Annotated in this window: 21 protein-coding genes; 5 read left to right on the forward strand and 16 right to left on the reverse strand. The window is 72.0% G+C overall.

From position 1 onward, the window contains the following. The first annotated feature begins 113 nt into the window (after positions 1 to 113). Entirely contained in the window at positions 114 to 1,418 is a 1,305-nt protein-coding gene (locus RPQ07_RS13600; protein WP_313944398.1) for an alanine racemase, read from the forward strand. Positions 1,419 to 1,432: 14 nt separating this feature from the next. Continuing rightward, positions 1,433 to 3,043, forward strand: coding sequence for a D-aminoacylase (locus RPQ07_RS13605; protein ID WP_313944399.1), 1,611 nt, complete (start codon positions 1,433 to 1,435; stop codon positions 3,041 to 3,043). A 57-nt stretch (positions 3,044 to 3,100) separates the two neighbouring features. Here the strand turns inward: RPQ07_RS13605 and RPQ07_RS13610 are convergent, their stop codons facing one another. The 3 genes from RPQ07_RS13610 to RPQ07_RS13620 form a co-directional block, all read right to left on the reverse strand. After that, complete coding sequence (locus RPQ07_RS13610) at positions 3,101 to 3,730, reverse strand: alpha-ketoglutarate-dependent dioxygenase AlkB (protein WP_313944400.1); 630 nt, start codon at positions 3,728 to 3,730, stop codon at positions 3,101 to 3,103. 47 nt (positions 3,731 to 3,777) lie between these two features. Beyond that, positions 3,778 to 3,984 (reverse strand): hypothetical protein, encoded by a 207-nt coding sequence (locus RPQ07_RS13615; protein WP_313944401.1) that lies wholly within the window; start codon positions 3,982 to 3,984, stop codon positions 3,778 to 3,780. A gap of 91 nt (positions 3,985 to 4,075) precedes the next feature. Then, the gene (locus RPQ07_RS13620) at positions 4,076 to 4,951 is read right to left on the reverse strand and encodes a serine protease (protein ID WP_313944402.1); all 876 of its coding nucleotides are present in this window, start codon (positions 4,949 to 4,951) and stop codon (positions 4,076 to 4,078) included. A gap of 214 nt (positions 4,952 to 5,165) precedes the next feature. Here RPQ07_RS13620 and RPQ07_RS13625 point away from each other — a divergent pair, with 214 nt between their 5' ends. Further along, entirely contained in the window at positions 5,166 to 5,438 is a 273-nt protein-coding gene (locus RPQ07_RS13625; protein WP_313944403.1) for a chaplin, read from the forward strand. A gap of 114 nt (positions 5,439 to 5,552) precedes the next feature. Here the strand turns inward: RPQ07_RS13625 and RPQ07_RS13630 are convergent, their stop codons facing one another. The 3 genes from RPQ07_RS13630 to RPQ07_RS13640 all read right to left on the reverse strand — a co-directional run bounded on the left by RPQ07_RS13630 (position 5,553) and on the right by RPQ07_RS13640 (position 7,478). Continuing rightward, a complete protein-coding gene (locus RPQ07_RS13630; RefSeq protein WP_313944404.1) occupies positions 5,553 to 6,413 on the reverse strand; it encodes a tyrosinase family protein in 861 nt (286 codons plus the stop codon). A gap of 18 nt (positions 6,414 to 6,431) precedes the next feature. Then, positions 6,432 to 6,881, reverse strand: a complete 450-nt coding sequence (locus tag RPQ07_RS13635) for a tyrosinase family oxidase copper chaperone (protein ID WP_313944405.1) — start codon at positions 6,879 to 6,881, stop codon at positions 6,432 to 6,434. Between the two features lie 138 nt (positions 6,882 to 7,019). Then, a complete protein-coding gene (locus RPQ07_RS13640; RefSeq protein ID WP_313944406.1) occupies positions 7,020 to 7,478 on the reverse strand; it encodes a hypothetical protein in 459 nt (152 codons plus the stop codon). A 264-nt stretch (positions 7,479 to 7,742) separates the two neighbouring features. On the opposite strand from RPQ07_RS13640, the gene RPQ07_RS13645 reads away from it, so the two are divergent. After that, positions 7,743 to 8,990 carry a cytochrome P450 gene (locus RPQ07_RS13645; RefSeq protein ID WP_313944407.1) on the forward strand — a complete coding sequence of 416 codons (1,248 nt, stop codon included), beginning with the start codon at positions 7,743 to 7,745 and terminating at the stop codon, positions 8,988 to 8,990. Positions 8,991 to 8,995: 5 nt separating this feature from the next. Here the strand turns inward: RPQ07_RS13645 and RPQ07_RS13650 are convergent, their stop codons facing one another. The 4 genes from RPQ07_RS13650 to RPQ07_RS13665 form a co-directional block, all read right to left on the reverse strand. Beyond that, a complete protein-coding gene (locus RPQ07_RS13650; RefSeq protein WP_313944408.1) occupies positions 8,996 to 9,499 on the reverse strand; it encodes a DUF5949 family protein in 504 nt (167 codons plus the stop codon). Between the two features lie 45 nt (positions 9,500 to 9,544). After that, the gene (locus RPQ07_RS13655; protein WP_313944409.1) at positions 9,545 to 10,141 is read right to left on the reverse strand and encodes a DUF4352 domain-containing protein; all 597 of its coding nucleotides are present in this window, start codon (positions 10,139 to 10,141) and stop codon (positions 9,545 to 9,547) included. Between the two features lie 447 nt (positions 10,142 to 10,588). Further along, a complete protein-coding gene (locus RPQ07_RS13660; protein ID WP_313944410.1) occupies positions 10,589 to 11,902 on the reverse strand; it encodes an FAD-dependent oxidoreductase in 1,314 nt (437 codons plus the stop codon). An 88-nt stretch (positions 11,903 to 11,990) separates the two neighbouring features. Further along, positions 11,991 to 13,310, reverse strand: a complete 1,320-nt coding sequence (locus RPQ07_RS13665; protein WP_313948885.1) for an ATP-grasp domain-containing protein — start codon at positions 13,308 to 13,310, stop codon at positions 11,991 to 11,993. A 173-nt stretch (positions 13,311 to 13,483) separates the two neighbouring features. On the opposite strand from RPQ07_RS13665, the gene RPQ07_RS13670 reads away from it, so the two are divergent. Beyond that, entirely contained in the window at positions 13,484 to 14,959 is a 1,476-nt protein-coding gene (locus RPQ07_RS13670; RefSeq protein WP_313944411.1) for a glycoside hydrolase family 26 protein, read from the forward strand. Between the two features lie 10 nt (positions 14,960 to 14,969). On the opposite strand, the gene RPQ07_RS13675 is transcribed toward RPQ07_RS13670, so the two are convergent. From RPQ07_RS13675 to RPQ07_RS13700, 6 genes are read right to left on the reverse strand one after another with little or no spacing between them, the layout of a single operon-like run. Then, positions 14,970 to 16,118, reverse strand: a complete 1,149-nt coding sequence (locus RPQ07_RS13675) for a GNAT family N-acetyltransferase (protein WP_313944412.1) — start codon at positions 16,116 to 16,118, stop codon at positions 14,970 to 14,972. Further along, entirely contained in the window at positions 16,118 to 16,780 is a 663-nt protein-coding gene (locus RPQ07_RS13680) for a lipopolysaccharide biosynthesis protein (protein ID WP_313944413.1), read from the reverse strand. The genes RPQ07_RS13675 and RPQ07_RS13680 overlap by 1 nt, the downstream gene beginning before the upstream one ends. Next, positions 16,777 to 17,931: a glycosyltransferase gene (locus RPQ07_RS13685; protein WP_313948886.1), complete on the reverse strand. Its 1,155-nt coding sequence runs from the start codon at positions 17,929 to 17,931 to the stop codon at positions 16,777 to 16,779. The genes RPQ07_RS13680 and RPQ07_RS13685 overlap by 4 nt, the downstream gene beginning before the upstream one ends. A gap of 5 nt (positions 17,932 to 17,936) precedes the next feature. Next, complete coding sequence (locus tag RPQ07_RS13690) at positions 17,937 to 18,683, reverse strand: polysaccharide deacetylase family protein (protein ID WP_313944414.1); 747 nt, start codon at positions 18,681 to 18,683, stop codon at positions 17,937 to 17,939. Further along, positions 18,673 to 20,298: a murein biosynthesis integral membrane protein MurJ gene (murJ, locus tag RPQ07_RS13695; RefSeq protein WP_313944415.1), complete on the reverse strand. Its 1,626-nt coding sequence runs from the start codon at positions 20,296 to 20,298 to the stop codon at positions 18,673 to 18,675. The genes RPQ07_RS13690 and murJ overlap by 11 nt, the downstream gene beginning before the upstream one ends. After that, positions 20,295 to 21,680 carry an O-antigen ligase family protein gene (locus RPQ07_RS13700; protein ID WP_313944416.1) on the reverse strand — a complete coding sequence of 462 codons (1,386 nt, stop codon included), beginning with the start codon at positions 21,678 to 21,680 and terminating at the stop codon, positions 20,295 to 20,297. The genes murJ and RPQ07_RS13700 overlap by 4 nt, the downstream gene beginning before the upstream one ends. Position 21,681 lies beyond the last annotated feature (1 nt).

The following is a 21,681-nucleotide window of genomic DNA, read 5'->3' on the forward strand; positions in this document are numbered from 1 at the left end:
TCTGGGGCAGCCGGATCCATTGACCCGGCGTTGCGCCGGATGTTAGACACCATTAAGCGTTATACGCAATGACTGTTGCAGATGTTGCAATGAGACCTTTCGAGGAGGCTCCCATGGCCGCCGACCGGCCCACCGACGAGTTCGGGAACGAGCGCGTGGACCAGCTCGGTGACGAGCGTGTCGACCACCGCTTCAAGGCGCTCCCGCCGGACGCCGAGGGCCTCACGGTCGCCCAACTGGCCGCCGAGCGGCGCAATCTCTTCGACGGCGGCTTCACCACGCCCGTCCTCGCGCTGTCCGCCGAGTCGGTCGAGCACAACCTCGCGCTCCTCGAGACGTACGCCGAGCGCCACGGTCTGGCCTTCGCCCCGCACGGCAAGACCTCCATGGCGCCGCAGCTCTTCGTACGCCAGCTGGAGCGCGGCGCGTGGGGCATCACCGCCGCCGTGCCCCACCAGGTCCGCGTCTACCGCGCGCACGGCATCCGGCACATCTTCCTCGCCAATGAGGTCGTCGACGCCGTCGCCCTGCGCTGGCTGGCCGGCGAGTTGGACGCCGATCCGGACTTCCGCTTTGTCTGTTATGTCGACTCGGTGCGCGGCGCCGAGCTGATGAACGAGGCCCTGCGGGAGGCCGGGGCCTCCCGCCCGCTCGATGTCGTCGTCGAACTCGGCGCCGGCGACGGCGCCCGCACCGGCGCCCGCACCGAGGCCGACTGCGCGGCGATCGCCGACGCCGTCGCCGACGCCCCCACGCTGCGCCTCGTCGGTGTCGCGGGGTACGAGGGCGAGGTTCCGCAGGCGGACGGCGACCGGGTCCGCGCGTGGCTCCGCCGGTTGACCGCGCTCGCCGCGGACTTCGACAAGGCGGGGCGCTTCGCGGCCGCGGACGAGATCATCATCAGCGCGGGCGGCAGCGCGTGGTTCGACGCGGTGGCCGACGTGTTCGCCGACATCCCCGAACTCTCGCTGCCGGTCTGCAAGTTGCTGCGGTCCGGCGCATACGTCTCGCACGACGACGGCCACTACCGCCACCTCACCCCGTTCAACCGCGTCCCCGACGAGGGCACCCTCCAGCCCGCGTTCCGCCTCTGGGCCCAGGTCATCTCCCGCCCGAACGGCGAGCAGGCCTTCGTCAACGCGGGCAAGCGGGACGCCGCCTACGACCTCGACCTCCCCGAGGCGCAGGTCGTCCGGGACGGCCGCACCGGCGAGATCCGCCCGGCCACCGGCATCACCGTCAGCGGTCTGTCCGACCAGCACGGCTGGGTGCGCACCGCCCCGGAGGCCGAGCTGGAGGTCGGCGACTGGGTCGGCCTTGGCCTGTCCCACCCGTGCACCTCCTTCGACAAGTGGCAGCTGATCCCGCTGGTCGAGGCCGACGGCACGGTCACCGACTACATCCGCACCTTCTTCTGAGAGGCGGTCGTCCCATGGACCTCGTCATCCGCGACGCCCACGTCATCGACGGCTCCGGCGCCCCCTCCTACCGTGCGGACGTCACCGTCGACGGCGGCCGCATCGCCGCGATCCACCGCGAGGGCGACGGTCCCCGCCCGGCCGCGGCGCGCACCGTGGACGCGGCCGGGCTCGCCCTGTCCCCCGGCTTCATCGACATGCACGCCCACAGCGACCTCGCCCTGCTGCGCGACCCCGCACACGAGGCGAAGGCCGCACAGGGCGTGACGCTCGAAGTGCTCGGCCAGGACGGTCTGTCATACGCCCCGGTCGACGACCGCACCCTCGACGCGGTCCGCCAGGCGATCACCGGCTGGAACGGCGGCGGCCCCTCGGACTCCTCCGTCGACTTCGACTGGCGCACGGTCGGCGAGTACCTGGACCGCCTCGACCGGGGTGTCGCGGTCAACGCCGCGTATCTGATCCCGCAGGGCACCGTGCGGATGTACGCGGTGGGCTGGGACGACCGCCCGGCGACCGGGGCCGAGCTGGACCACATGAAGCGCCTGGTGGCCGAGGGCCTGGAACAGGGCGCGGTGGGCATGTCCTCCGGTCTGACCTACACGCCGGGGATGTACGCGAAGGACGCCGAACTGACCGAGCTGTGCCGGGTGGTGGCCCGCTACGACTGCTACTACTGCCCCCACCACCGCTCCTACGGCGCCGGCGCCCTCCAGGCCTACGAGGAGATGGTCGAGGTCTCCCGGGATGCCGGCTGCGCGCTCCATCTCGCCCACGCCACCATGAACTTCGGGGTGAACAAGGGCAAGGCACCCGATCTCCTCGCCCTGCTCGACAAGGCGCTCGACGAGGGGGCGGACATCTCCCTCGACACCTACCCCTACACCCCCGGCTGCACCACGCTCGTCGCCGTGCTGCCCAGCTGGGCGAGCGAGGGCGGTCCGGACGCGGTGCTCGCCCGCCTCCGGGACGAGGCCGCGGCCGAGAGGATCCGCCACCATCTGGAGGAGATCGGTTCGGACGGCTGCCACGGCGTGCCCATCGAGTGGGACACCATCGAGATCTCGGGCGTCACCGACCCGGCGCTCGCCTCCCATGTCGGCCGGACGATCGAGCAGACCGCGCGGACGAGGGGCGAGGCCCCCTGGGCCACCGCCCGCCGGCTGCTGATCGAGGACGGTCTCGGCTCGACGATCCTCCAGCACGTCGGACATGAGGAGAACGTCCGCGCGATCATGCGCCACCGGGTCCACACGGGCGGCAGCGACGGCATCCTCCAGGGCGCCAAGCCGCACCCGCGCGCGTACGGCACCTTCCCGCACTATCTCGGCCGCTACGCCCGGGAGCTCGGCATCCTCTCCCTGGAGGAGACCGTCGCCCACCTCACCTCACGCCCGGCGGCCCGGCTGCGCCTGCCGGACCGGGGCCTGATCCGCGAGGGCTACCGCGCCGATCTGGTGCTGTTCGACCCGGAGACGGTCGCCGCGGGCTCCACCTTCGAGGAGCCGCGCACCTTGCCGACCGGTATCCCGCACGTCCTGATCGACGGCCGGTTCGTCATCGAGGACGGCGTACGGACGGATGTACTCGCGGGCCGTTCGGTGCGCAGGACACCGCGCGCCTGACAGCCCCGGCGTGGGGGCGCACGGCCGGCCGGCGTCCCGCCGTCCCCGTCGGGCGGCTCAGTGCACGCCCTGCGGCCGGAACTGGATACTGATGCGCGGCCCCGTGGCGCGGGTCGTCTTCGGCACGGCGTGCTCCCAGGTCCGCTGGCAGGACCCGCCCATCACGATGAGGTCGCCGTGCCCGAGCGCCCGGCGCACGGACGGGCCGCCGCCCCGGCGGGGGCGCAGCAGCAGATCGCGGGGCGCGCCGACCGAGAGGATGGCGACCATGGTGTCCTGCCGGGACGCCCGCCCTCCGGTGTCGCCGTGCCACGCGACGCTGTCCCGGCCGTCGCGGTAATAGCACAGCCCCGCCGTGGTGAAGGGCTCACCGAGTTCCTCGGCGTAGTGCGCGTCGAGCGCGTCGCGGGCCTCGTCCAGCACGGAGTGCGGCAGCGGGTCGCTCTCCCGGTAGTGGGCCAGCAGCCGGGGCACGGCCACCTCGCGCTCGTACATCTGCCGCCGTTCGGCGCGCCAGGGAACACCGGAGCGGAGCTCCTCGAAGAGGGCGTCCGCCCCGTGGAGCCAGCCGGGCAGGACGTCGATCCAGGCGCCGTCGCCGAGCACGGTCCGCCGGACGCCGTCCAGCGGACCGAGTCGGATCTCGTCGGTCTGGTCGAAGAGCGAGCCCTGGAGATGTGCGGCCATGCTTCCAGGGTAACCATAAAACCGAACAAGCGATCGAACGAGCAGCGTCAGCGAGGGAGGATCTTGCCGGCGGCGTCGGCGACGGGCGCGAGGACACCGCCCGGCGGGGGCTTGATGAGGTTCCGGTCGATCTCGTTCGAGGCACCGGCCCTGCCGCCCGGGTCGGGAGCGGCGGCGTGGGCGGTCCCGAAGGACGTGACGGCGAGGGCGCATGCGGCGGCCGCGGCAGCGGCGGCGTACTTGTGGCTGATCACGCCCGGTGCAACGGCCGGACCGCGCGACGGGTCACGGGTCCGGCCGTCGTGCACCCCTACGACCGGGCCAGCGTGCGCCCCGGGCCAGGACCTACGGCTTGGGCAGCGTGCAGCCCGGCCGGCCGAGGTCGATCTTGTTGTCCAGGCCGACGCACGGGACTATCTGGTACGTCTGCTGGCCGTAGTTGATGCCCCGGCGAACGGTGACGTTGCCGCTCTCGTCCACCTCGCAGGGGTTGTTGTCCGTGCACCGTCCGCCGGACTCGTTACCGGTGTTGTTGACGGCGACGACCTTGCCCGTGGCGTTGTCGACGACCGGTGAGCCCGAGGTGCCACCGATGGTGTTGCAGCTGGAGGTGTAGCGGACCGAGTCCTTCCAGGTCCACTCCCCCTCCTTCAGCCGGTAGGCGAAGCCGTCGATCGAGCAGCTGTAGATGCGCTTCCAGTACCCGGAGACGACCTTGATGGCCGTGCCCTTGACCGGGTGGGCCGCGTTCACCTCCAGCGCCTTGATTCCGTAGCTGCTCTCGATCTGCGCGTAGGTGCGGGTGAGCTGGTAGAGCGAGACGTCGGTGTCCGTCATCGTCGCGTACGCGATCTTGCTCGCGCGGAGCGTCGCGACTCTACTGCCCGCCGAGTTGAGCAGGCTGAAACTACGGCTGGACGGCTGGTCGACGATGACCTCGCCCGCGGCCGGGAAGCCGCTCTCGATGCAGTGTCCGTTGGAGAGTACGAGGGAGGGGTCGTCGGGCTCGGAGGCCGGCATGCGCACCACCGATCCCGAGCAGTTGCTGAGCGCCACGGTCCCGGCGAAATCGACGGCTTTGACGTCGACCGGGGCCTTGGCGCGGGGTTCGGCGCTCGTGGCGGCGGGCGCCGCGTCCGGTGCGGCGACCGCGACGGCGGGTGCCGCGCCCGCCCCGAGGAGTGTCAGAGCGAGAAAAGCGCCGACGAGAGGCTTCTTCATGTGGGGGTCCCCTCTTGCGACTTCTGTGACCGAAGGGGTCCTTCGGTTTGTCATGCGCATTGTTGGGGTCCCGCGACAAGCCGACAAGGGACGGATTCCGGTCAGCCGCATATGACGACAACTTCGTGCGCCACCGTTACCGCCTCCGGGTCGGCGCGTTGAAGAACGTGAAGGTCACACGATGTGGCCTGGCTCTCATCTGCAAGGAGAACTGATGTCGCGTATCGCGAAGGCTGTGGCCGTCGTCGCCGGATCGGGCGCCATCCTGGCCGGCGGTGCCGGTCTGGCCGCCGCCGACGCCGGAGCGGAGGGCGCCGCTGCCCACTCCCCCGGTGTCGCCTCGGGCAATGTCGTCCAGGTGCCCGTGAACATCCCGGTCAACGTCTGCGGCAACACCGTCAACGTGATCGCGCTGCTGAACCCGGCTTTCGGCAACCAGTGCGTGAACAACGGCGGGAACGACACGGACGAGGCCTACGGCGGCTGAGCCCAACCCCACAGCACCGAGGCCTCTCCCTTCCGGTCGGAAGGGAGAGGCCTCGGTCGTTCACCGGGCACCGGGCCGGCCGCCTCCCGCCATGAACAGGGGGCGGCCGGTTCGCTATGCGTAGCGGTAGAGACGGCTGTGATCGAGCAGCGCCGACGGCCGTACGTTCCACGGCGGCATCGGCTCGTCGAGGGCGAACACGCGTCCGGCTTGCGGATCCGACGCGGCGAGGCGGGTGCGCGGCAGATAGCCGGAGCGCGGGTGCGCCTGCTGCCAGCGGATCCAGAGCAGATCCATGAACGCGTGATGGAGCCAGAACACCGGGTCGTTGGGCGAGGTCGCGCCCAGCATCAGACCGCCGACCCAGCGGTGCACCCGGTTGTGGTTGCGCCACCGTGCGGGGCCGCCGGCGCTCCAGCCCTCGATGGCGTTGCGGAAGCCGGTCTTCGCGGTGGAGTCCCAGGGGGCCGCGTCGTAGGCGGGTTCCCTGAGGGCCTTGGCGACATCGTTCTTGGTGGGCAGCGACACGGGGTCCGAGGGGCGGCCGAAGTTCCGGGTCAGGAACTTCCCCTCGGTGACGCGGGCGTTGATCCTCCAGTTCCCGTTCGAGTACGCGAACGGGCCGGTCATCACCTGCCGGTCACCGGTCCTGCCGTTGCCGCCGAGGAAGTCCTCGGCCCACAGGGAGGCCGCGGGCGTGTTGTCGGTCGTCCAGTCCCAGTAGGGAACGGACACCCCGGGGTCGACCTTCTGGAGCGCGCGCTCGAACTCCAGCAGGAACCTGCGGTGCCAGGGAAAGAACGACGGCGTCATATGGGCCGCACGCGGGCCCTTCTCGGCATCGGGGACGTAGTACTCGCCGTGCATCCGGACGAACTCGTCGTAGCGTCCCGAGCGCTTGAGCGCGAGCAGCGCGTCGACCAGCCGCCGCTTCTCGCTGCGGCTGAGGTTCCGCTGGTTCTTGCGGGTGTGCACCGGTGGGCCCCTCCCGGTTCAGGTGCTGGACGAGGAAAGCGGGGAGTGCGCCGGGGACAGCGCCAGCTGTTCGGCGCCCAGTTCATCGACCGCGGCGCGGGCCACGTCACGCAGCGTCGGGAACGATTCGTAGTGGTTGACGAGGCTCAGATAGCTGCCGTCGGCGCGCCGCATGACGTGCAACGGACGTCCGTCGATGCGGACTTCGACACTCGGCAGGCCCTTGGCCGCCGCGGAGAGCTCACCGCCGGAATCGGCGGGGACCATATAGGTCGCGGCGCCCTCGATACGGCGGCCCCGGTACATCTCCGTGAACCGCTCCAGCTCGGAGCCCGAGGCGGCGTCGGTGCCCGGTGAGCCGGTGCCGGGCCTGCGGGAGACGACCGGCGCGAGTACCCCGGCCGTGCCCGCGACCACGCCGATCGTGAACAACGCGCGCAGTGCGACGCGACGGGTGAGGATGCGCATGGGTCCGCTCTTTCGACGTGGCCGTGCTTCGGAGTTGTCAACGAGGCGGCCGCGAAAGGGTTCCTCGTCCGGGTGGCCGGATGTACGACTGTCACTTCACTGCCGTACGGGCGCCGCCGGCCACCCGGGCACGGTGCGTCAGCTCAGCAGCAGATGGGCGACGGGGTCACCCACCACCGAGGGCGTGAGCACGGCGAGCTCGGGCAGCACCGGCTCGGGCTGCCCGAAGTGGTCGGGGCGCGGCGCCGACAGCGGCGCGCCGACGGACGCCCCCGGGCTGCTCAGCTCTAGGTCGGAGGCCTCGGAACCGGCGGTCGCGACTCCGAGATTGCCCTCGCCCAGCACGTTCTCCACCGGCAGTTCGAGCAGGGTCTTCGGCACCTCGCCGGAGAACGGCACCTGCGGCACCGTGCCTTCCGGCAGCAGCCGCCCCGTGACATGACGCGGTGCCTCGGGCGCACCGGGCACCAGCACCGGGACGCCGGTGCTCAGCGCGGGGGCCTCCAGCGGGACAACCGTCTCCAGGCTCTCCAGCGGCAGCGTGACCGGCACCGACGTACCGGCCACGGCGGGCGCGGCCGCCACCGCCGACGCCATGCACGCGATGACTGCCGCAAGAGACCCTCGGGTGGTCAACTTCATTGCTACGTACGTCCCCTCTGGCTCAACAGACTCTGTGTCGCCCTGCTCCAACGAGCCGGATGGCTGAACCAGTGCAAAGTTCCCCTGTCCGCAGCAACGCGTCCCTTGACGCGCGGCGTCACGCGTCCGTGGGAATTCGTCCACTCTCGGGTTCCAGGCGGTCATCCGGCCCCCGTGCGTGGGCCAGCATGGCCGCCCGAGCCCCAGGAGGTAGTGGTCATGAAGGTCCCGAAGCAGTCGTCCGCACCGCCCCCGCTGCGTGTTGAGGACGTCGATCTCGCCGATCCGTCGTTCTGGCGGCTGCCGCGCTCCGCCCGCCTGGAGTCCTTCGCGCTGCTGCGTGGCCTCCCCGCGCCCGCGCACTTCGGCACGTCGCCCGGCTTCCACGCGCTGGTCCGCCACGCCGATGTGATGGAGGCGAGCCGCCGGCCGAAGGAGTTCGCCAGTGCGCCCGGGGTCACCACACCGGAGCCTGCCGCCTGGGCCAAGGCGGTCTTCGGCAACTCGATGGTCAACATGGACGGTCCCGAGCACGCCCGGATGCGCAGGATCGTCTCGCGGGCCTTCACCCCGAAGCTGCTCGCCGACGCGGAGGACGATGTGCGCGAGGTCGCCCGGCGCATCGTGGACGAGATGATCGCCGAACGCCCGCGCGACTTCGTGGCGTCCGTCGCCTCCCGTATGCCGTTCGAGATCATCTGCAATCTGATGGGCATCCCCGAGCGGTACCGCAGGGAGATCGCCGAACGGATCGACCAGGCGTCGGAGAACGTCGGGGTGAAACGCGGACTGCGCATGCCCGGGCGCGGACTGCGTGCGCTGGCCCATATGCAGCTGGTGATGGCGAAACTGGCCCGGGAGCGGCGCAGCCGCCCGACCGGTGACCTCATTTCGGCACTGGTGACCGCCGATATCGACGGCCAGTCCCTCACCTCACGCCAACTGGGTGCCTTCTTTTCCCTGTTGCTCGTCGCCGGGGTGGAAACCACGCGCAACGCGATCGCCCACGGACTGGCGCTGCTGTCCGGACATCCCGATCAGCGCGCCCTGTTGATGGCCGATTTCGACCGCCGTGCCGACGGCGCGGTGGACGAGATCGTGCGCCATTCGACGCCGATCATCCAATTCCGCCGTACCGTCGCCGCCCCGTGCGAGCTCGGTGGCCGTGCTTTCCACCCCGGCGAGAAAGTGGTGCTCTTCTACGCGTCGGCCAACCGCGACGAGGCGGTCTTCGAGAATCCCGACGTCTTCGACATCACCCGCGACCCCAACCCCCATCTGGGGTACGGCGGCGGCGGGCCGCACTACTGCCTGGGGGCCCATCTGGCGCGGCAGGAGATGAAGGCGCTCTTCCACGAGCTGTTCACCCGGCCTCGTGACCTGCGAGCCGTGGGCGCGGCCGAGCTGGTCGATTCCAGCTTCGACAACCGGGTCCGCGCCCTGCCGTTCGCCTTCGAGCCGCGCTGAGTGGATCAGGCCCGCAACTGGCCCACCGGCAGCAGGACATGGGCCGCGGTGAGCAGCGTCTGCTCGTCGCCGAGGAAGGCCTGCATCATCTCCTCGGTGACGGGCCGGCCCGGGGCCGCCTCGGCCCACGGCCGGCTCGCGATCATGAAGTGGACATGGCCCCGCCCCTCGGCGGCCGTGAGCCACTCCTTCGGGACGGTGCACTGGGCGTTCAGCCCCGGCAGGGTGAGGACGGCCTGGCCACCCTCGACGAGCAGCCGGATCGGGGAGTTGACGGAGGCCTGGGTGGCGTCGGTCATACCGCCACCGGTCTTCAGCCCCAATTCGCCGATCATTTCCAGGGCGGCCTTTTCACCGGCCTCGGGGCCCTCCGCACCGTCGCCCAGCGAATACGCCAGCAGATACGGCATGTCGTGGCCGGCTTCGGGGTCGCCGGTCCAGGCGAGAACGGAGAGCGTTCCCAACTCGCGGCGCTGAGCAGGGTTTTTCGCGGTGTTCGCAGTGGTCATGGCTCGGCACCCTAGTGCCCTGCCGGGCCCCGCCCCTCCACACATTCACCTGGATGGGGGAGGCTGAAGCTGCCAGGTGACGGGCGAATCCCCGACGGTGCTGTGGAACCGCGTGATCCGGGCGTTTTCCGGGACTTCGAATACCAGCCAGCCCTCGGCATGTTCACCGGCCGCAAGGGTGTTCCATGCCGCCGGGAATCCCGTGGTGATCTCGCCCGTCTTGATCGCCGGATGGCGGCGGCCCTTTTCGTCGGTGACCCATGCCTTCGTGATGCGCGCGTCGTAGGACGTCCCGCCGACATTGACCGCGGAGAGGTCGACACCGATCCACCGCTTGCCGGCCGCGGGCCGCTGCGCGGTGCGGACGCTACGGGCGGGGTCGACGTATCCGAGGGCGGACACCCGCAGGTGCTCGCCAAACGCCCGGCCGCCGAGATCGACCGTGTCACCGATGAGGGCCGGACCCCGGGCGGCCGGGCCGCGGGCGCCCGTCCGTCCTGTCCCGGACGCCTTGGCGTCGGGCGGCGCCGTCTTGTGGGCGGCGCCCGACGGCGGTGTCCGGTCGCCGTCGGAGGCGCTCTGACAGGCGGTGGCGCCCATCACGAGCGCCGAGAGGAGCAGCGCGGAAACTACCTGACGCATCGGACCCCTTTGGTGCGAGCCGTTTTCCGCATCATCACGGCCTTTCCGCCGGAAAGCCGCCATCCGGAGGCGTGTCGCCGTCCGTGTCTCCCGCGGTGGTTCGAGGGCGCGCGAGGGGGGCGCACATGCCCGGCGCACCACCCGGGCTCGAAAAACCGTTCCTGCCGTACCCCGTATTCACCCCCCGGCAGTGACTTCGGCTGCGGGCAGGCGTTTGCCGACTTATGGCAAGGACAACTGCGCCTGCCCGATGGCAGCGCGTCCAGACGCTCTCCACGCCGGATCCGAGTCCCCGCCCGGCGGGCCCGCCCACCGGCAGCAACCCCATCTACGACCAGCTGTCGAAGGAGTGGGCAGCCGCAGGCCGTGCCCTTCCCGGCAGGCCCGACCTGGAGTGGAACCGCCTCTCCCACTTCCCGACACCAGCGGCCAATCCCCCCGACCCCTTCAACGGTCCTCCGCCGCCCCGCAGGGGCTGGCTCCACGACGACCGCCACCCGGCCTGACCGCCGGCACCGACCCCGCGGCGACCGGCGCGGCAGGCTGCGGCACATGGGCCGGAGTCCTGTCGCGCAGCCGTCGGCGCACCCCGGCGACGAGCCGGTGCGCGGTGAAGGTCGCGCCGTGGACGAAGCGCATCGACGGACCGAAGGACGGCGCCGCCAGCAGCCCGGCGAAGAACAGGCCCGGGCACGAGGACTCGAACCCCGCACTCAACTCCGGTGCCCGGCTGCTGCCGACAGTGGCGACCGCCCGCCGCAGGGAGGCGTCGAGCAGTCCCAGCCGGTCGAGGTCGGGGGTGAAGCCGGTCGCCGCGACGACATGGTCGGCGTCCAGGGCGCTCGTACCCCCGCCGGGTGCGCCGAGGACCAGCCGTACCCGGCCGTCCTGGACGCCGGCGCCGTGCAGGTGGTGTCCCAGCAGCGCGGGCACCTGCCGTTCGTAGCGCTCCCGCAGCCACCAGGCACCGGCCGGGCCGAGCGCGGTGCTCGCGATGCGCTCGCGCGTAGATGCGGGCAACTTCCGTACGGCCCACGGCGTCTGTGACCAGACCCAGCTCGTCCAGCCGGTTCCGAGGCCGCTGTGCGGGCTGCGGAGCGACCGCAGCGGGCCACGCTCCAGCGGCTCGGGCACGGTGTTCCAGTTGATCCGGTCCGCGCGGGCCACCAGGTGCGGCCGAGCACCGCGCTCGGCGAGCAGGGTCGCCGTCTCCAGCGCCGCCTGGCCCGCCCCGACGACCACGACGTCCCGGCCGCGGAAGCGGTCCAGGTCCCGATGACCGCTGCTGTGCGAGACGTACTGCGGCGGCAGAGCGGCCAGCGCCCCGGGGATGTTGACGAAGGGCATGACCCCGACGGCCAGGACGACGGTACGGGCGGGCACCCGCTCTCCGTCGGCCGTCGCGAGATGGAATCCGCCCCCGGCCGGCGCCACCGACGTGACGGTCCGCCCGTCGACGCCCGGGACCGCGTGCTCGGCGAACCAGAGGCCGTAGTCGGTGAACGCCCCGATGGGAAGCGGCTCTCCGTGCCGGGTGGCGAAGCCCTGTTCCGCACCGAAGCGCTCGAGCGTACGGTCGCCGCCCGGATCCGAGAGGTTGGACGACCACGGCTCTGACTTCAGGAACATGCCCTCCGGCATGTGGTCGCGCCAGGAGGCCATGGTCCGGCCGAAGACCTTCGTACTCATCCCGGCCGCGGCGGCATGGGCCGCCACCGACAGGCCGTACGGGCCCGCGCCGATCACTGCCACGTCGTACATGGTTCGCTTCTCGCTCTCTGCCATCGGGGCTCGGGTGGGTCAGGGCCTCGGGGCCGTGACGTTGGGGCCGCGCGCGGCGCGCGACGGCTCAGGTCAGGGATGCGGCGTCGGGCCGGTCGGCGGAGCCGTCGGTGGCCGACGCCCGCGGCCGGGGCGGTCCGTGGGAGGCGGCGGCGGGGTGCGGTCCCAGCAGGGCCCGCAGCCGTCCGGCCCCCTTGCCCAGCCCGCGGCCGAACCAGGCCCGGGTCATGGAGAAGAAGGGCCGCGGGTCGTCCCGTGCGAACCAGGCGGTCTCCACGCCCTGCGCCGGGCTTTTCGGCCGCGGGCCGGCGGCGGGCCTCCCCCGGCGTACGGACACGGCGGCGGAGAGCAGGGCGTAGTTCTCCGCGACGAACACGCGGCCCGGCCGGCCGGACGGGCCCGGCACGGGACCGCCCGTGAGGTCGAGGTACAGGGACCGCACGACGTCCAGTCCGCCCGTGTCCGTGAAGAGCCGGAACTGGGCGCCGGGCCTCGGATTGACGTCGAGCAGCTGATAGCTGCCGGTGGACTCCTCGCGCCGGAAGTCGAGGTCGAGGATGCCGTGGTAGCCGACATGGGAGACCAGCCGCCGAGCGGCCTCCTCCACCTCGGGGTTGGGCTGCCACCGGCCCATCGCGGTGAGGCCGGTGCCGACCGGCCAGGACAGCTGCTTGCGTCCGCTGCCCCCGTGCAGACAGGTGAAGTCTCGGCCGAAGTAGCCGTGGAAGAACCAGTCGGACGCCGGCGCGTCGGGCAGGAAGCGCTGGAGGAGCAGCCGGCTCCCGGCGTGCGGGCTGCGGGCGAAGAGTTCACGTGCCTCGCCCGCGGAACGCACGAGTGTCGTGCTGCGCAGCCCGGTGGCGGGTGTCAGCAGCCAGGGCCGGCTCCACTTCGCCACCAGCGGCAGACCCAGCCGGTCCGCGGCACCGGCCGCCTCGCCGGGGCTGTCGGGGACGACGGTGTCGGGATGGGCGATCCCCGCGGCGGCGCACAGGCCCGCCAGCTCGGCCTTGTCCGCGAGCCGCCCCGGCAGCCCGGTCGGCTGCTCGGGAAAGAGGTAGCGCTCGGCGAGCCGCGGCCCCTGCGCGGCGGCGAGGATCGCGCTCACGTCGTCCATGGCGACCAGGACGGCCCGCCGGCCGATCCGGTCCGAGACGCGCAGCAGCATCTCCACGAAGGCCTCGGGAGTGACGGCTCCCCGGAGCCCCGGATGCGCCCGGTGCAGAAAGCGGGAGCGGGCGACCGGACTGTGGGCCGCCTCCACCACGGCATGCACTTCGACACCCGCGCGACCCAGTGATCTGACCGCTCCGAGTGTGCCGTGGTGAAAGGGATTTCGGTCGAGTCGCAGCACCAGAGCGGGAACTCCGGCGTCGAACGGTGGCATCAACGTCACAACTTTCACCTGGATGGTCCTGAATAACGCGCCCCGTATCGCAAATGGCCTACTGACGAGCTTTCAGACAGCCCATTAGTAAGACTTTCTGCCTACGGTCGTGTACGTCGTGCATGCGACGGCACGGACAGGTCTGACAGGCCGCCAGCTCGCAAGGAGGAGCCATGACCCAACGGCGCCGGCTCACCGGCACCTGCATCGGGACGGTTGCCGCCAGTCTCCTGATCTCCGTGGGCGTCTACGGAGAACTGCCGGCGGGCGCGGCCCCGGCCGACGACCCGACGCCGGCCCCGATCAGTGCCTCGTCGGTGGCCATGGGCGCCTATCTCCACTACGGCCCCGACGGCCTCCGGCGCATGGCGGAACTCTCGCGATGGCTCGGCGGCGCGGAACTGAAGGTCGGTCACACCTATCTGCCGGGCGACCTGTGGACCAACATCGAGGGCGGCTCGCAGTTCCTGGACGAGTGGGCCCGGTGGCGGCGCGGCGCGGAGGACCGGCTGTTCGTCCTCAACGTGCCCATGCTGGAACGGAACGAGGCGCGCGTCCCCGACCACGAGGTCCGCCGACTGCTGAGGGCGGGTGCCGAGGGTCAGTTCGATCACCACTTCCGGACTCTGGCAGGCCGTCTGGTCGACCTGGGGGCGCCGGACACGGTGATCGTGCTCGGCTGGGAGATGAACGGCATCACTTACACGCACCGCTGCGGCCCGGATCCGGCGTCCTGGAAGACGTACTGGAATCGCATCGTCACGGCCATGCGTTCGGTGCCGGGGCAGAAGTTCCGCTTCGACTTCGCCCCGAACCGGGGGACGGACGCGATTCCCTGGACCGAGTGCTATCCGGGCGACGACGTCGTGGACATCATCGGTATGGATTCGTACGACCAGGCTCCCGGACGGACGTTCCAGGAACAGGCGACGGCTCCGTACGGACTGCAGAAGCAGGTCGAATTCGCTGCGGCTCACAACAAGGCGATCTCGTACCCGGAATGGGGACTCTTCCGGAACGGCGACAACCCGGAGTACATGCGGGGAATGCTGGAATGGATCGAGCGGCACAAACCGCTCTACCAGACCATCACAGACTACTGTCCGCACGGTGTCTGGCAGTGTGATGACAACCCCAAGTCGTCGATGGTCTTTCGGTCGATGCTGTTCGCGAAGCCGGTCCCTCCGACACCGCCGGTCGTGCCCACTCCGCCCGTCGTGCCCACTCCTCCGGTCGTCCCGACTCCTCCGGTGGTGCCCAGTCCGCCCGTCGTGCCGGTGCCCGTCCCCAAGCCGACGCCGAAGCCCGACGAGTCGGCACCGGTGCCGGTCCCCACGCCCGCGCCGCCCACGCCCACTCCCACACCGACTCCGACACCGACTCCGACACCGACCGCTCCGGTGACGCCGAAGCCGGTCGAGACGACACCCGTCCCGGCCGCTCCGACCACGCCGGCTGCGCAGCCGACCCCGTCCTCCTCCACACCGGTCAAGCCGGCGCCGAAGCCGACAGCCACCACCCCGCCGAAGGAGACGAACTCCATCGAGTGGTGCTTCCCCGTGAGGCTCGGTGCCTGGCTCGGACAGGGCGCGGGCGTGTACGACCGGCAGATCTGCATCCGTGTGCCGCTGCCCGGCAGCTGGTTCTAGCGGGCACGGTCTAGCGGGGCCCGGCCGCCCGCAGGTCGTTCAGGCGGGCGCGCCACTGCTGCGCGGCGGGGAACCGTGCCTTCACGGTCCCCGCGGCGTGGTCGCGCCACTGGGCCCGCCCGGCGTGCAGGGAGAGCGCCGGCCCGAGCCGGGACGGCGCCATCATCAGCCGCTGGTTGGTGACCGCCTCGGGACGCCAGTGGTTCTTGTACGACTCCTTGCCCCGCAGCAGGCTCACCACCCTGCGGCCGGTCGCCGCCGCCAGGTTGACGTCGTGCCGCAGCAGCATCGTCGCGACGTCGACCTTCTTCTCGCGCAGCTCCGGGTGGGCGCCGTAGAGATAGCCGCCGGTGAGCCCGTCGGACATCAGGGCCACGTTGGCGGCCACGACCTCGCCGTCCAGCCGGTACTCGGTGAGCGCCGCGTTCCCGTCGCGGACCAGCCGGCGGGTCGCCCGCACCAGATGCTCCGCGAACCTGGGACGCAGATGCTCGACCGTCACCCCGCGGCCCCGCCACTGGAGTTCGTGCAGCCGCAGCAGGTGCTCCATGGCGGCGGGCACCTCGTGCTCGGTGACGGTGTAGCCCTCGATCCTCAGTGCGTCGATCTTGCGCAGCTTCGCGCGTACGCGCTGGGCCCGGCTGGCCGGCATGCGCTTGACCAGTTCGTCCATCGGCTGAGCGGGAAGCTCCAGACAGACGGAGTCGGCGAGTTGCCGCCGGGGCCCGGTCCAGCTCTCGTACAGCCGCTCCGCCGCTGCCCCGGGCCGTACCTCGCGCAGATCGATGACAGCGTGGCGGGCCGCGTGCTGGAGTCCCCTCTCCAGGGCCTCGATCGCACAGTCCGCGTGCTCGTCGTCGACGAGGATGTCGCCGTAGTCGGAGATCTGGCCGCCCAGGGAGACGAGCAGCGGCATCGGACGGTGGACGAGCATCAGGGGGGCGGCCGCGATCAACCGCCCGTCCAGGCGTACGAGCACGATCCGCAGCCGCCCGTCCATGCCGTAGGAGAGCCACCAGGACTCCAGCCAGGCGTGGCTCTGGAACGGTGTGGCGGTGGAGCAGCGGCGTTGCAGCTTGTCCCACTCCGGCCGCAGCCGTGCGAAGTCCCGCTGGTCCCGGACCAGCGTGACGGCCAGGCCCTCCCGTTCTCCGTCCATCAGACCAGCTCCCTCTCGGCCGCGACGGAACCGGCCGGAGCCGGAACGGTCATGGCCGAGGGCCGCCGGCCACGCCGGGGGCGCACGAGCAGGAACAGCCCGCCCAGGAGCCCTCCGGTGCAGCCGCCCACGGCAGCGGCGAGGGGCGCCGACGGGGAGACGGGCTCGGCGGGCGGGATGGCCGGGGAGAAGCTCATCAGCCGCACCCCGGTGTTCTTGGCCACCTGGTTGCTGCTGACGAAGACGGCGTCGGCCACCGCGTTGGCGAAGTCGGCCGCCTCGGCGGGCCGCTCCGACGTACCGGTGATCGCGATCATCGGTGAGTCGGGCGAGGTCTCGGTGCGCACGTGGCTGCGCAGGGTCTTCGCGGAGACCCCGGCGGCGACGCGCGCGCCCGCGAGGGTGGAGTCGCTGGTGGCGATCCGGCCGTACGCCTGCGCGAATCCGAGCGCGGCACCGGGCTGCGCGTCCTTGTCGGAGACGGCGATGACATAGCTGGTGGCCGCGTACTGCGGTGTCGCCGCCACTCCGTACACGGTGCCGCAGAGCGCACCGGCGAGTACGCACGCGGGCAGCGGCCACCACAGGGGCAGCGAGTTCCTGGCGCGCAGCCGGCCGTGCCCTCGTCGGGTGGCGGGTTCCTGCTGGGGCGACTCGGTCATCGGCGTGTTCTCTCGGTCGAGGGGGTGGGCATGCGGGAAGGGCTCGGGGTGAGCGCGTGCGCGTAGACGTCCATGAGGCGTTCACTGCTGCGTGCGATGTCGTAGTGCGCGACGGCGGGCGGTGGATCGAACCGCTGCGCTCCCGCCGTCATCCGGTCCAGCAGGAGGGCCGTCAGCTCCTGCGTGGTGCCGTCGATGCGGCGGGCGCCGGGCGCCTGACGGGACGGCAGGTCCTCGACGGCCGGGCAGGTGCTGTGCAGTACGGGCAGACCGGCGGCCAGCGCCTCGACCACGGCGAGTCCGAAGGCCTCCTCGCGGGAGGCCGAGACGAACACGTCCATGGCGCTCAGCAGCGCCGGGACGGCGGGGGCGCCCACACCGGCGTGGGCGTCGCACTCGCCGAGGAAGCGGATGCGGTCGGCGGCGTCGAGCCGGGCCGCCAGGGTGTTCAGCGTGGTCAGTTCGGGGCCGTCGCCCGCCACCAGGAGCCGGGCGCCGGGCAGCGCCGCCACCGCGCGGACCAGGACGTCGAAGCGCTTGCCGGATACGAGGCGGCCCACCCCGCCCACCACGAAGGCGTCCGGCGGAATGCCGAGGCGGGCCCGGGTGGCGAGCCGTTCGGTGGCGCTGAAGCGGAAACGGGCGGCGTCGATGCCGTTGGGGACGACATGGATCCGTTCGGCGGGCACGCCCCAGTCGGACAGCCGGGCCGCCACCGTGTCGGAGACGGCGACGGTCGCCGAGCCCAGCCGCTCGGTGCCGAGGTACAGCGCACGGGTCGGGCGGGTGAGCGGCCGGCCCTCGATCTCGGCCTGCCCGAGCGAGTGCTCCGTGGCAACGGTGGCACGGACGCCCGCGAGCCGCGCCGCGATCCGGCCGTAGACGCAGGCGCGGTACAGATGCGTGTGGACGAGGTCGTACGCGCCCCGCCGGATCAGCCGGGTCAGCCGGGGCAGCGCCTGGAGATCCCGGTTGCCTCGCATCCCGAGGTGCACCACGTCGACGCCGTCCGCCCGCAGCCCGTCGGCGACCGCACCGGGGTTCGTCAGCGTCACCACGTCGCAGTCCACCGGAAGATGGCGCAGCAGCACCCGCAGCTGCTGCTCGGCACCGCCGGCGCCGAGGCCGGTGATGATGTGCAGCGCCTTCACCGCGGTCACGTCCCGAGCCGGTGCCGCAGCCGCTTCACCGTCAGGCGCAGCCCCTGGTCGGCCTGGCTGATGTGCGTACGGGGCAGGGCGTGCCGTCCGGCCAGGGCACCGGGCCGGATCGCGCAGCCGTAGGTGTAGCCCGCTTCCCGCACCGCTTCGATCGCCCGTTCGTCGACCGTGCCGTACGGATAGCAGAAGCCTTCCGGGAACGCGCCGGTGAGCTGGTGGATCCATTCGCGGCTGCGCAGGGTCTCCTGACGCAGGACCTCGTCGTCGAGCGTCGTCAGGTCGACGTGGTAGAGACCGTGGGAGGCGATCTCCGTCCCGGCCGCGGCGGCGGCGTGGATCTGCTCCTCCGTCAGCAGCGGTTTGCGGGGGCCCTCCGGGTCCCATTCGTTGCTGCCGCCGAGCCGCCCGGGCAGGACGAACAGGGTGGCCGCGCAGTCGTGGCGCTCCAGCACCGGCAGGGCCGCGTCGACGAAGTCGGCGTACCCGTCGTCGAAGGTGAGGCCGACGAGGCCGCGGTCCTCGCCACGGGCGCGGGCCCGCATCAGGGTGCCGACACCGACACCGGTCAGCCCGCGGCGGCGCAGCCACCCGAGCTGGAGGTCGAGCCGGTCACGGGCGACGGTGATGCCGTACGGATCGTCCGTCGGATCGGCCACCGAGTGGTACATCAGGATCCAGGGCCGGACGGAACGGCCGGTGCGGGTCGGTGCGACGGGGTGCGTCTGCGCCGTGTCAGCGGACATGACGGATCCTTTGCCGGGTCAGGGTCAGCAGGTGGAGGACTTCCGGGGCTCTGACGGCGAACCCCGTGACGAGGAAGACTGCGGGCACCAGCAGGCAGCCGGTGACCGTGCTGAGCAGGGGGCCGGTCACCAGCGGAGCCGTCAGCCCGCCGACGACGGCGGCCACGGCGGCGGCGACGGCGAGGCGGCCGAGGGAGATGCCGATCGAGCGGACCTCGATGGCGATCACCCGGGAGCCGAGACCGCACAGCAGCAGCACGGCGGTGGTGGTGATGCCGGCGGCGTTGGCCGCCGCGATGCCGTACACACCGAAGCGGCCGACTGCCGCCGCGCCCGCGACGATCGTGACCAGCAGACCACCGGCCATCGCGGCGGCCGGGTACCAGGTGGGACGCCCGGCGGAGAAGAACGGCCGGCCGAGCGCGCCGACCAGGCAGTGGCCGAGGAGCCCGGTGGCGTAGACGCGCATGACGGTGGCCGTGGTCTCGGTGTCCTGCGCGTCGAACGCACCGCGCTGGAACAGGACTTCGATGAGCTGGGGCGCGTAGCCGAGGACGAGCGCGGTGCCGAGCAGCACGACCATGCCGGCGAGCGCCAGATCGTGCTCCACCCGGCGGCGGGCCCGCTCCCGGTCGCCGTCCGCCATCGCCTTCGCGACCACCGGGAAGGTGACCGTGCAAATCATCAGCGACAGCACCATCGGCAACTGGGCGACTTTCTGCGCGTAGTTGAGATGGGAGATCGCGCCGCCGGGCAGGGACGAGGCGAGGAACCGCTCGACGAGGACCTGCGACTGCCGGCTGACGGCGAAGAGGACGACCGGCGCGAGGACGGCGAACCCGATGAGCGGCGGGGCGCTGCGCTGCCGGGGGATGCGCCTGGCGCGCCGCGGCCGGGTCCGGGTCCGGGTCCGGGTCACCCGCCGGACGAACGACGGGAGTTGCACGAGCACCATGAGCAGCCCGCCGACCGCGACCCCGGCCGCCGCGGCGCGTACGCCCCACAGGGAGTGCAGCGCCAGTGTGGTGGCGATGATGCCGACGTTGTAGGCGAGATAGACACCGGCGGGCGGCACGAAGGTGCCGTGTGCCCTCAGCGCCGCGCTGAAGTACCCCGCGATCCCGAAGGTGAGGACGGTCAGCGCGGTCAGCCGCGTGCAGTCGACGGCCAGTTGGGGATTGTCGAAGCCGGGGGCGAGCACTCCCACGACGAACGGCGCGCACACGATCAGCAGGGCGGCCGCGCAGGCGAGCAGCGCGAACAGCCGGGGCAGGGTGGCCGAGACCAGTTCACGCACCGGGTCGCGCGCGCGGTCGGCGGCGCGCCGGGCCAGGGCGTGGCTGAAGGCGGGCACCATCAGCAGCGCCATGGCGTCCTCGATGAGGAGCGTGGACGCCATCTCCGGCACGGTCCAGGCGATCAGGAACGCGTCGCTGTCGGTGCTCGCGCCGAAGATCTGGGCGATGGCCTGGTCGCGTACGAGACCGAGGAGCGCCCCGGCCGCGGTCAGACCGGCGGTGACGGCGGCGGCCCTGGCGAGAAAGGTGCCGAGCCGCGGCGGCTCGGTACCGGTCGGTGCGGGCCGTACGGCCGGTCCGGTGCTGGTGTCGTTCACGCGGCGGTCTTCTCGTCGAGGGCGGCCAGCGCCCACCAGGCGGCGAGGCCGAACACGACGCCGGTGAGGACGGTCGAGGGGCCTCCGATGTCCGCGTACAGGAAGTCGACGGTCTGCCAGAGCATCAGTCCGACGGCGGCCAGCCCGCAGTCCGCCGCCGCGGTGCGCACCCGGCGGGCGTGGACCAGCCGGCGCACTCCGCCGACGAGGACCGCCGCCCAGCTGCCGGCGAAGGCGGTGAGGCCGATGAGGCCCTGTTCGCTGAGGACCAGCAGATACATGTTGTGCGGCGACAGCAGGGGCTGCTTCTGGAAGGCGTGACCGGCGCCCGCGGTGTCGCTGCCCGAGGAGAGGCCGATGGAGGCGTGACCGTCACGGTGGGCGGGGAAGCCCTTGAGCCCGACGCCCGCGGCGGGCTGCTCCCGCCACATGCTCGTCGCGGCCTCCCACATGGTGTACCGGTCGGTGACGGAGCGGTCGGGTGCCGCGGTCACCTGGGTGATGCTGCTGAGCCGCTGCGAGATCATCTCGGATCCGACGCCGAAACCACCCACCAGCACGACGCCGAGAGCGGTGAGCACGGCGAGTGCCCGTACGGCCTGGCGCAGCCCCGTCAGCAGGATCATGGCGAGGGCGCCGACGGCGGTCGCGATCCAGGAGCCCCGGCTGAACGACAGCGCCAGCGGCACGATCAGCACCCCGGCCGCGGCCGGGGCGAGAAGACGGACCTTGCGGGGCGTCCCGGCGGGCGGGCGCAGCGCGAGGGCGGCGGCGGCCAGCAGTCCGTACGCGACGACCGTGGCCATACCCATGACGTCGGTCGGTCCGAAGGTGCCGACGGCCCGGATGTCCTCGCCCATGTACGAGGCGCCGGTCCCGGTGGCGTACTGGTGGATGCCGATCGCGCCCTGCACGAGGGCGAGAGCGGTGAGGCAGCCGATGACGACGCGGAAGTCGCGGGCGTCGCGCAGCAGCAGCACGACGGCGGCGGGCACCAGCACGAAGACCTGGAGGTAGCGGACGAGGCCCGGCAGGCCGGCCTGCGGGTCGGCGGCGGTGACGGTGGCCACGGCGAACCCCACGGCGGGGATGCCGAGAACGATCGCGGCCACCGGGGTCAGCGGTCGGGCCCGCATCCAGGCCACGCGCACCAGCGCGAACAGCACCAGCGCACCGGAGGCCAGGTCGGCGGGTGCGAGGCCGCCGGAGCCCGCCTGGCTCTGCGGGGCCAGCGGGGCGGCGAGCAGCAGGACGGTCATGATCAGCGGCAGCAGCGGCCACCAGTGGGCGGCGGCGCGGCGGACACGGTCGGCCGTCGGCGTGGGTCCCGCCGGGGGCCCGGCGGGCAGGACGGCGGGCTCGGCGGCCCACATGACGCTCATG

The sequence above is a fragment of the Streptomyces sp. AM8-1-1 genome (genome assembly GCF_032229325.1).
Lineage (GTDB): Bacteria > Actinomycetota > Actinomycetes > Streptomycetales > Streptomycetaceae > Streptomyces > Streptomyces achmelvichensis.

Excerpts from the sequence above, each read along its gene's own strand:
- RPQ07_RS13600 (WP_313944398.1), top strand. The coding sequence starts at position 114 with ATGGCCGCCGACCGGCCCACCGACGAGTTCGGGAACGAGCGCGTGGAC.
- RPQ07_RS13605 (WP_313944399.1), top strand. The coding sequence starts at position 1,433 with ATGGACCTCGTCATCCGCGACGCCCACGTCATCGACGGCTCCGGCGCC.
- RPQ07_RS13610 (WP_313944400.1), bottom strand. The coding sequence starts at position 3,730 with ATGGCCGCACATCTCCAGGGCTCGCTCTTCGACCAGACCGACGAGATC.
- RPQ07_RS13620 (WP_313944402.1), bottom strand. The coding sequence starts at position 4,951 with ATGAAGAAGCCTCTCGTCGGCGCTTTTCTCGCTCTGACACTCCTCGGG.
- RPQ07_RS13625 (WP_313944403.1), top strand. The coding sequence starts at position 5,166 with ATGTCGCGTATCGCGAAGGCTGTGGCCGTCGTCGCCGGATCGGGCGCC.
- RPQ07_RS13635 (WP_313944405.1), bottom strand. The coding sequence starts at position 6,881 with ATGCGCATCCTCACCCGTCGCGTCGCACTGCGCGCGTTGTTCACGATC.
- RPQ07_RS13640 (WP_313944406.1), bottom strand. The coding sequence starts at position 7,478 with ATGGCGTCGGCGGTGGCGGCCGCGCCCGCCGTGGCCGGTACGTCGGTG.
- RPQ07_RS13645 (WP_313944407.1), top strand. The coding sequence starts at position 7,743 with ATGAAGGTCCCGAAGCAGTCGTCCGCACCGCCCCCGCTGCGTGTTGAG.
- RPQ07_RS13650 (WP_313944408.1), bottom strand. The coding sequence starts at position 9,499 with ATGACCACTGCGAACACCGCGAAAAACCCTGCTCAGCGCCGCGAGTTG.
- RPQ07_RS13655 (WP_313944409.1), bottom strand. The coding sequence starts at position 10,141 with ATGCGTCAGGTAGTTTCCGCGCTGCTCCTCTCGGCGCTCGTGATGGGC.
- RPQ07_RS13660 (WP_313944410.1), bottom strand. The coding sequence starts at position 11,902 with ATGTACGACGTGGCAGTGATCGGCGCGGGCCCGTACGGCCTGTCGGTG.
- RPQ07_RS13665 (WP_313948885.1), bottom strand. The coding sequence starts at position 13,310 with ATGCCACCGTTCGACGCCGGAGTTCCCGCTCTGGTGCTGCGACTCGAC.
- RPQ07_RS13670 (WP_313944411.1), top strand. The coding sequence starts at position 13,484 with ATGACCCAACGGCGCCGGCTCACCGGCACCTGCATCGGGACGGTTGCC.
- RPQ07_RS13675 (WP_313944412.1), bottom strand. The coding sequence starts at position 16,118 with ATGGACGGAGAACGGGAGGGCCTGGCCGTCACGCTGGTCCGGGACCAG.
- RPQ07_RS13680 (WP_313944413.1), bottom strand. The coding sequence starts at position 16,780 with ATGACCGAGTCGCCCCAGCAGGAACCCGCCACCCGACGAGGGCACGGC.
- RPQ07_RS13690 (WP_313944414.1), bottom strand. The coding sequence starts at position 18,683 with ATGTCCGCTGACACGGCGCAGACGCACCCCGTCGCACCGACCCGCACC.
- RPQ07_RS13700 (WP_313944416.1), bottom strand. The coding sequence starts at position 21,680 with ATGAGCGTCATGTGGGCCGCCGAGCCCGCCGTCCTGCCCGCCGGGCCC.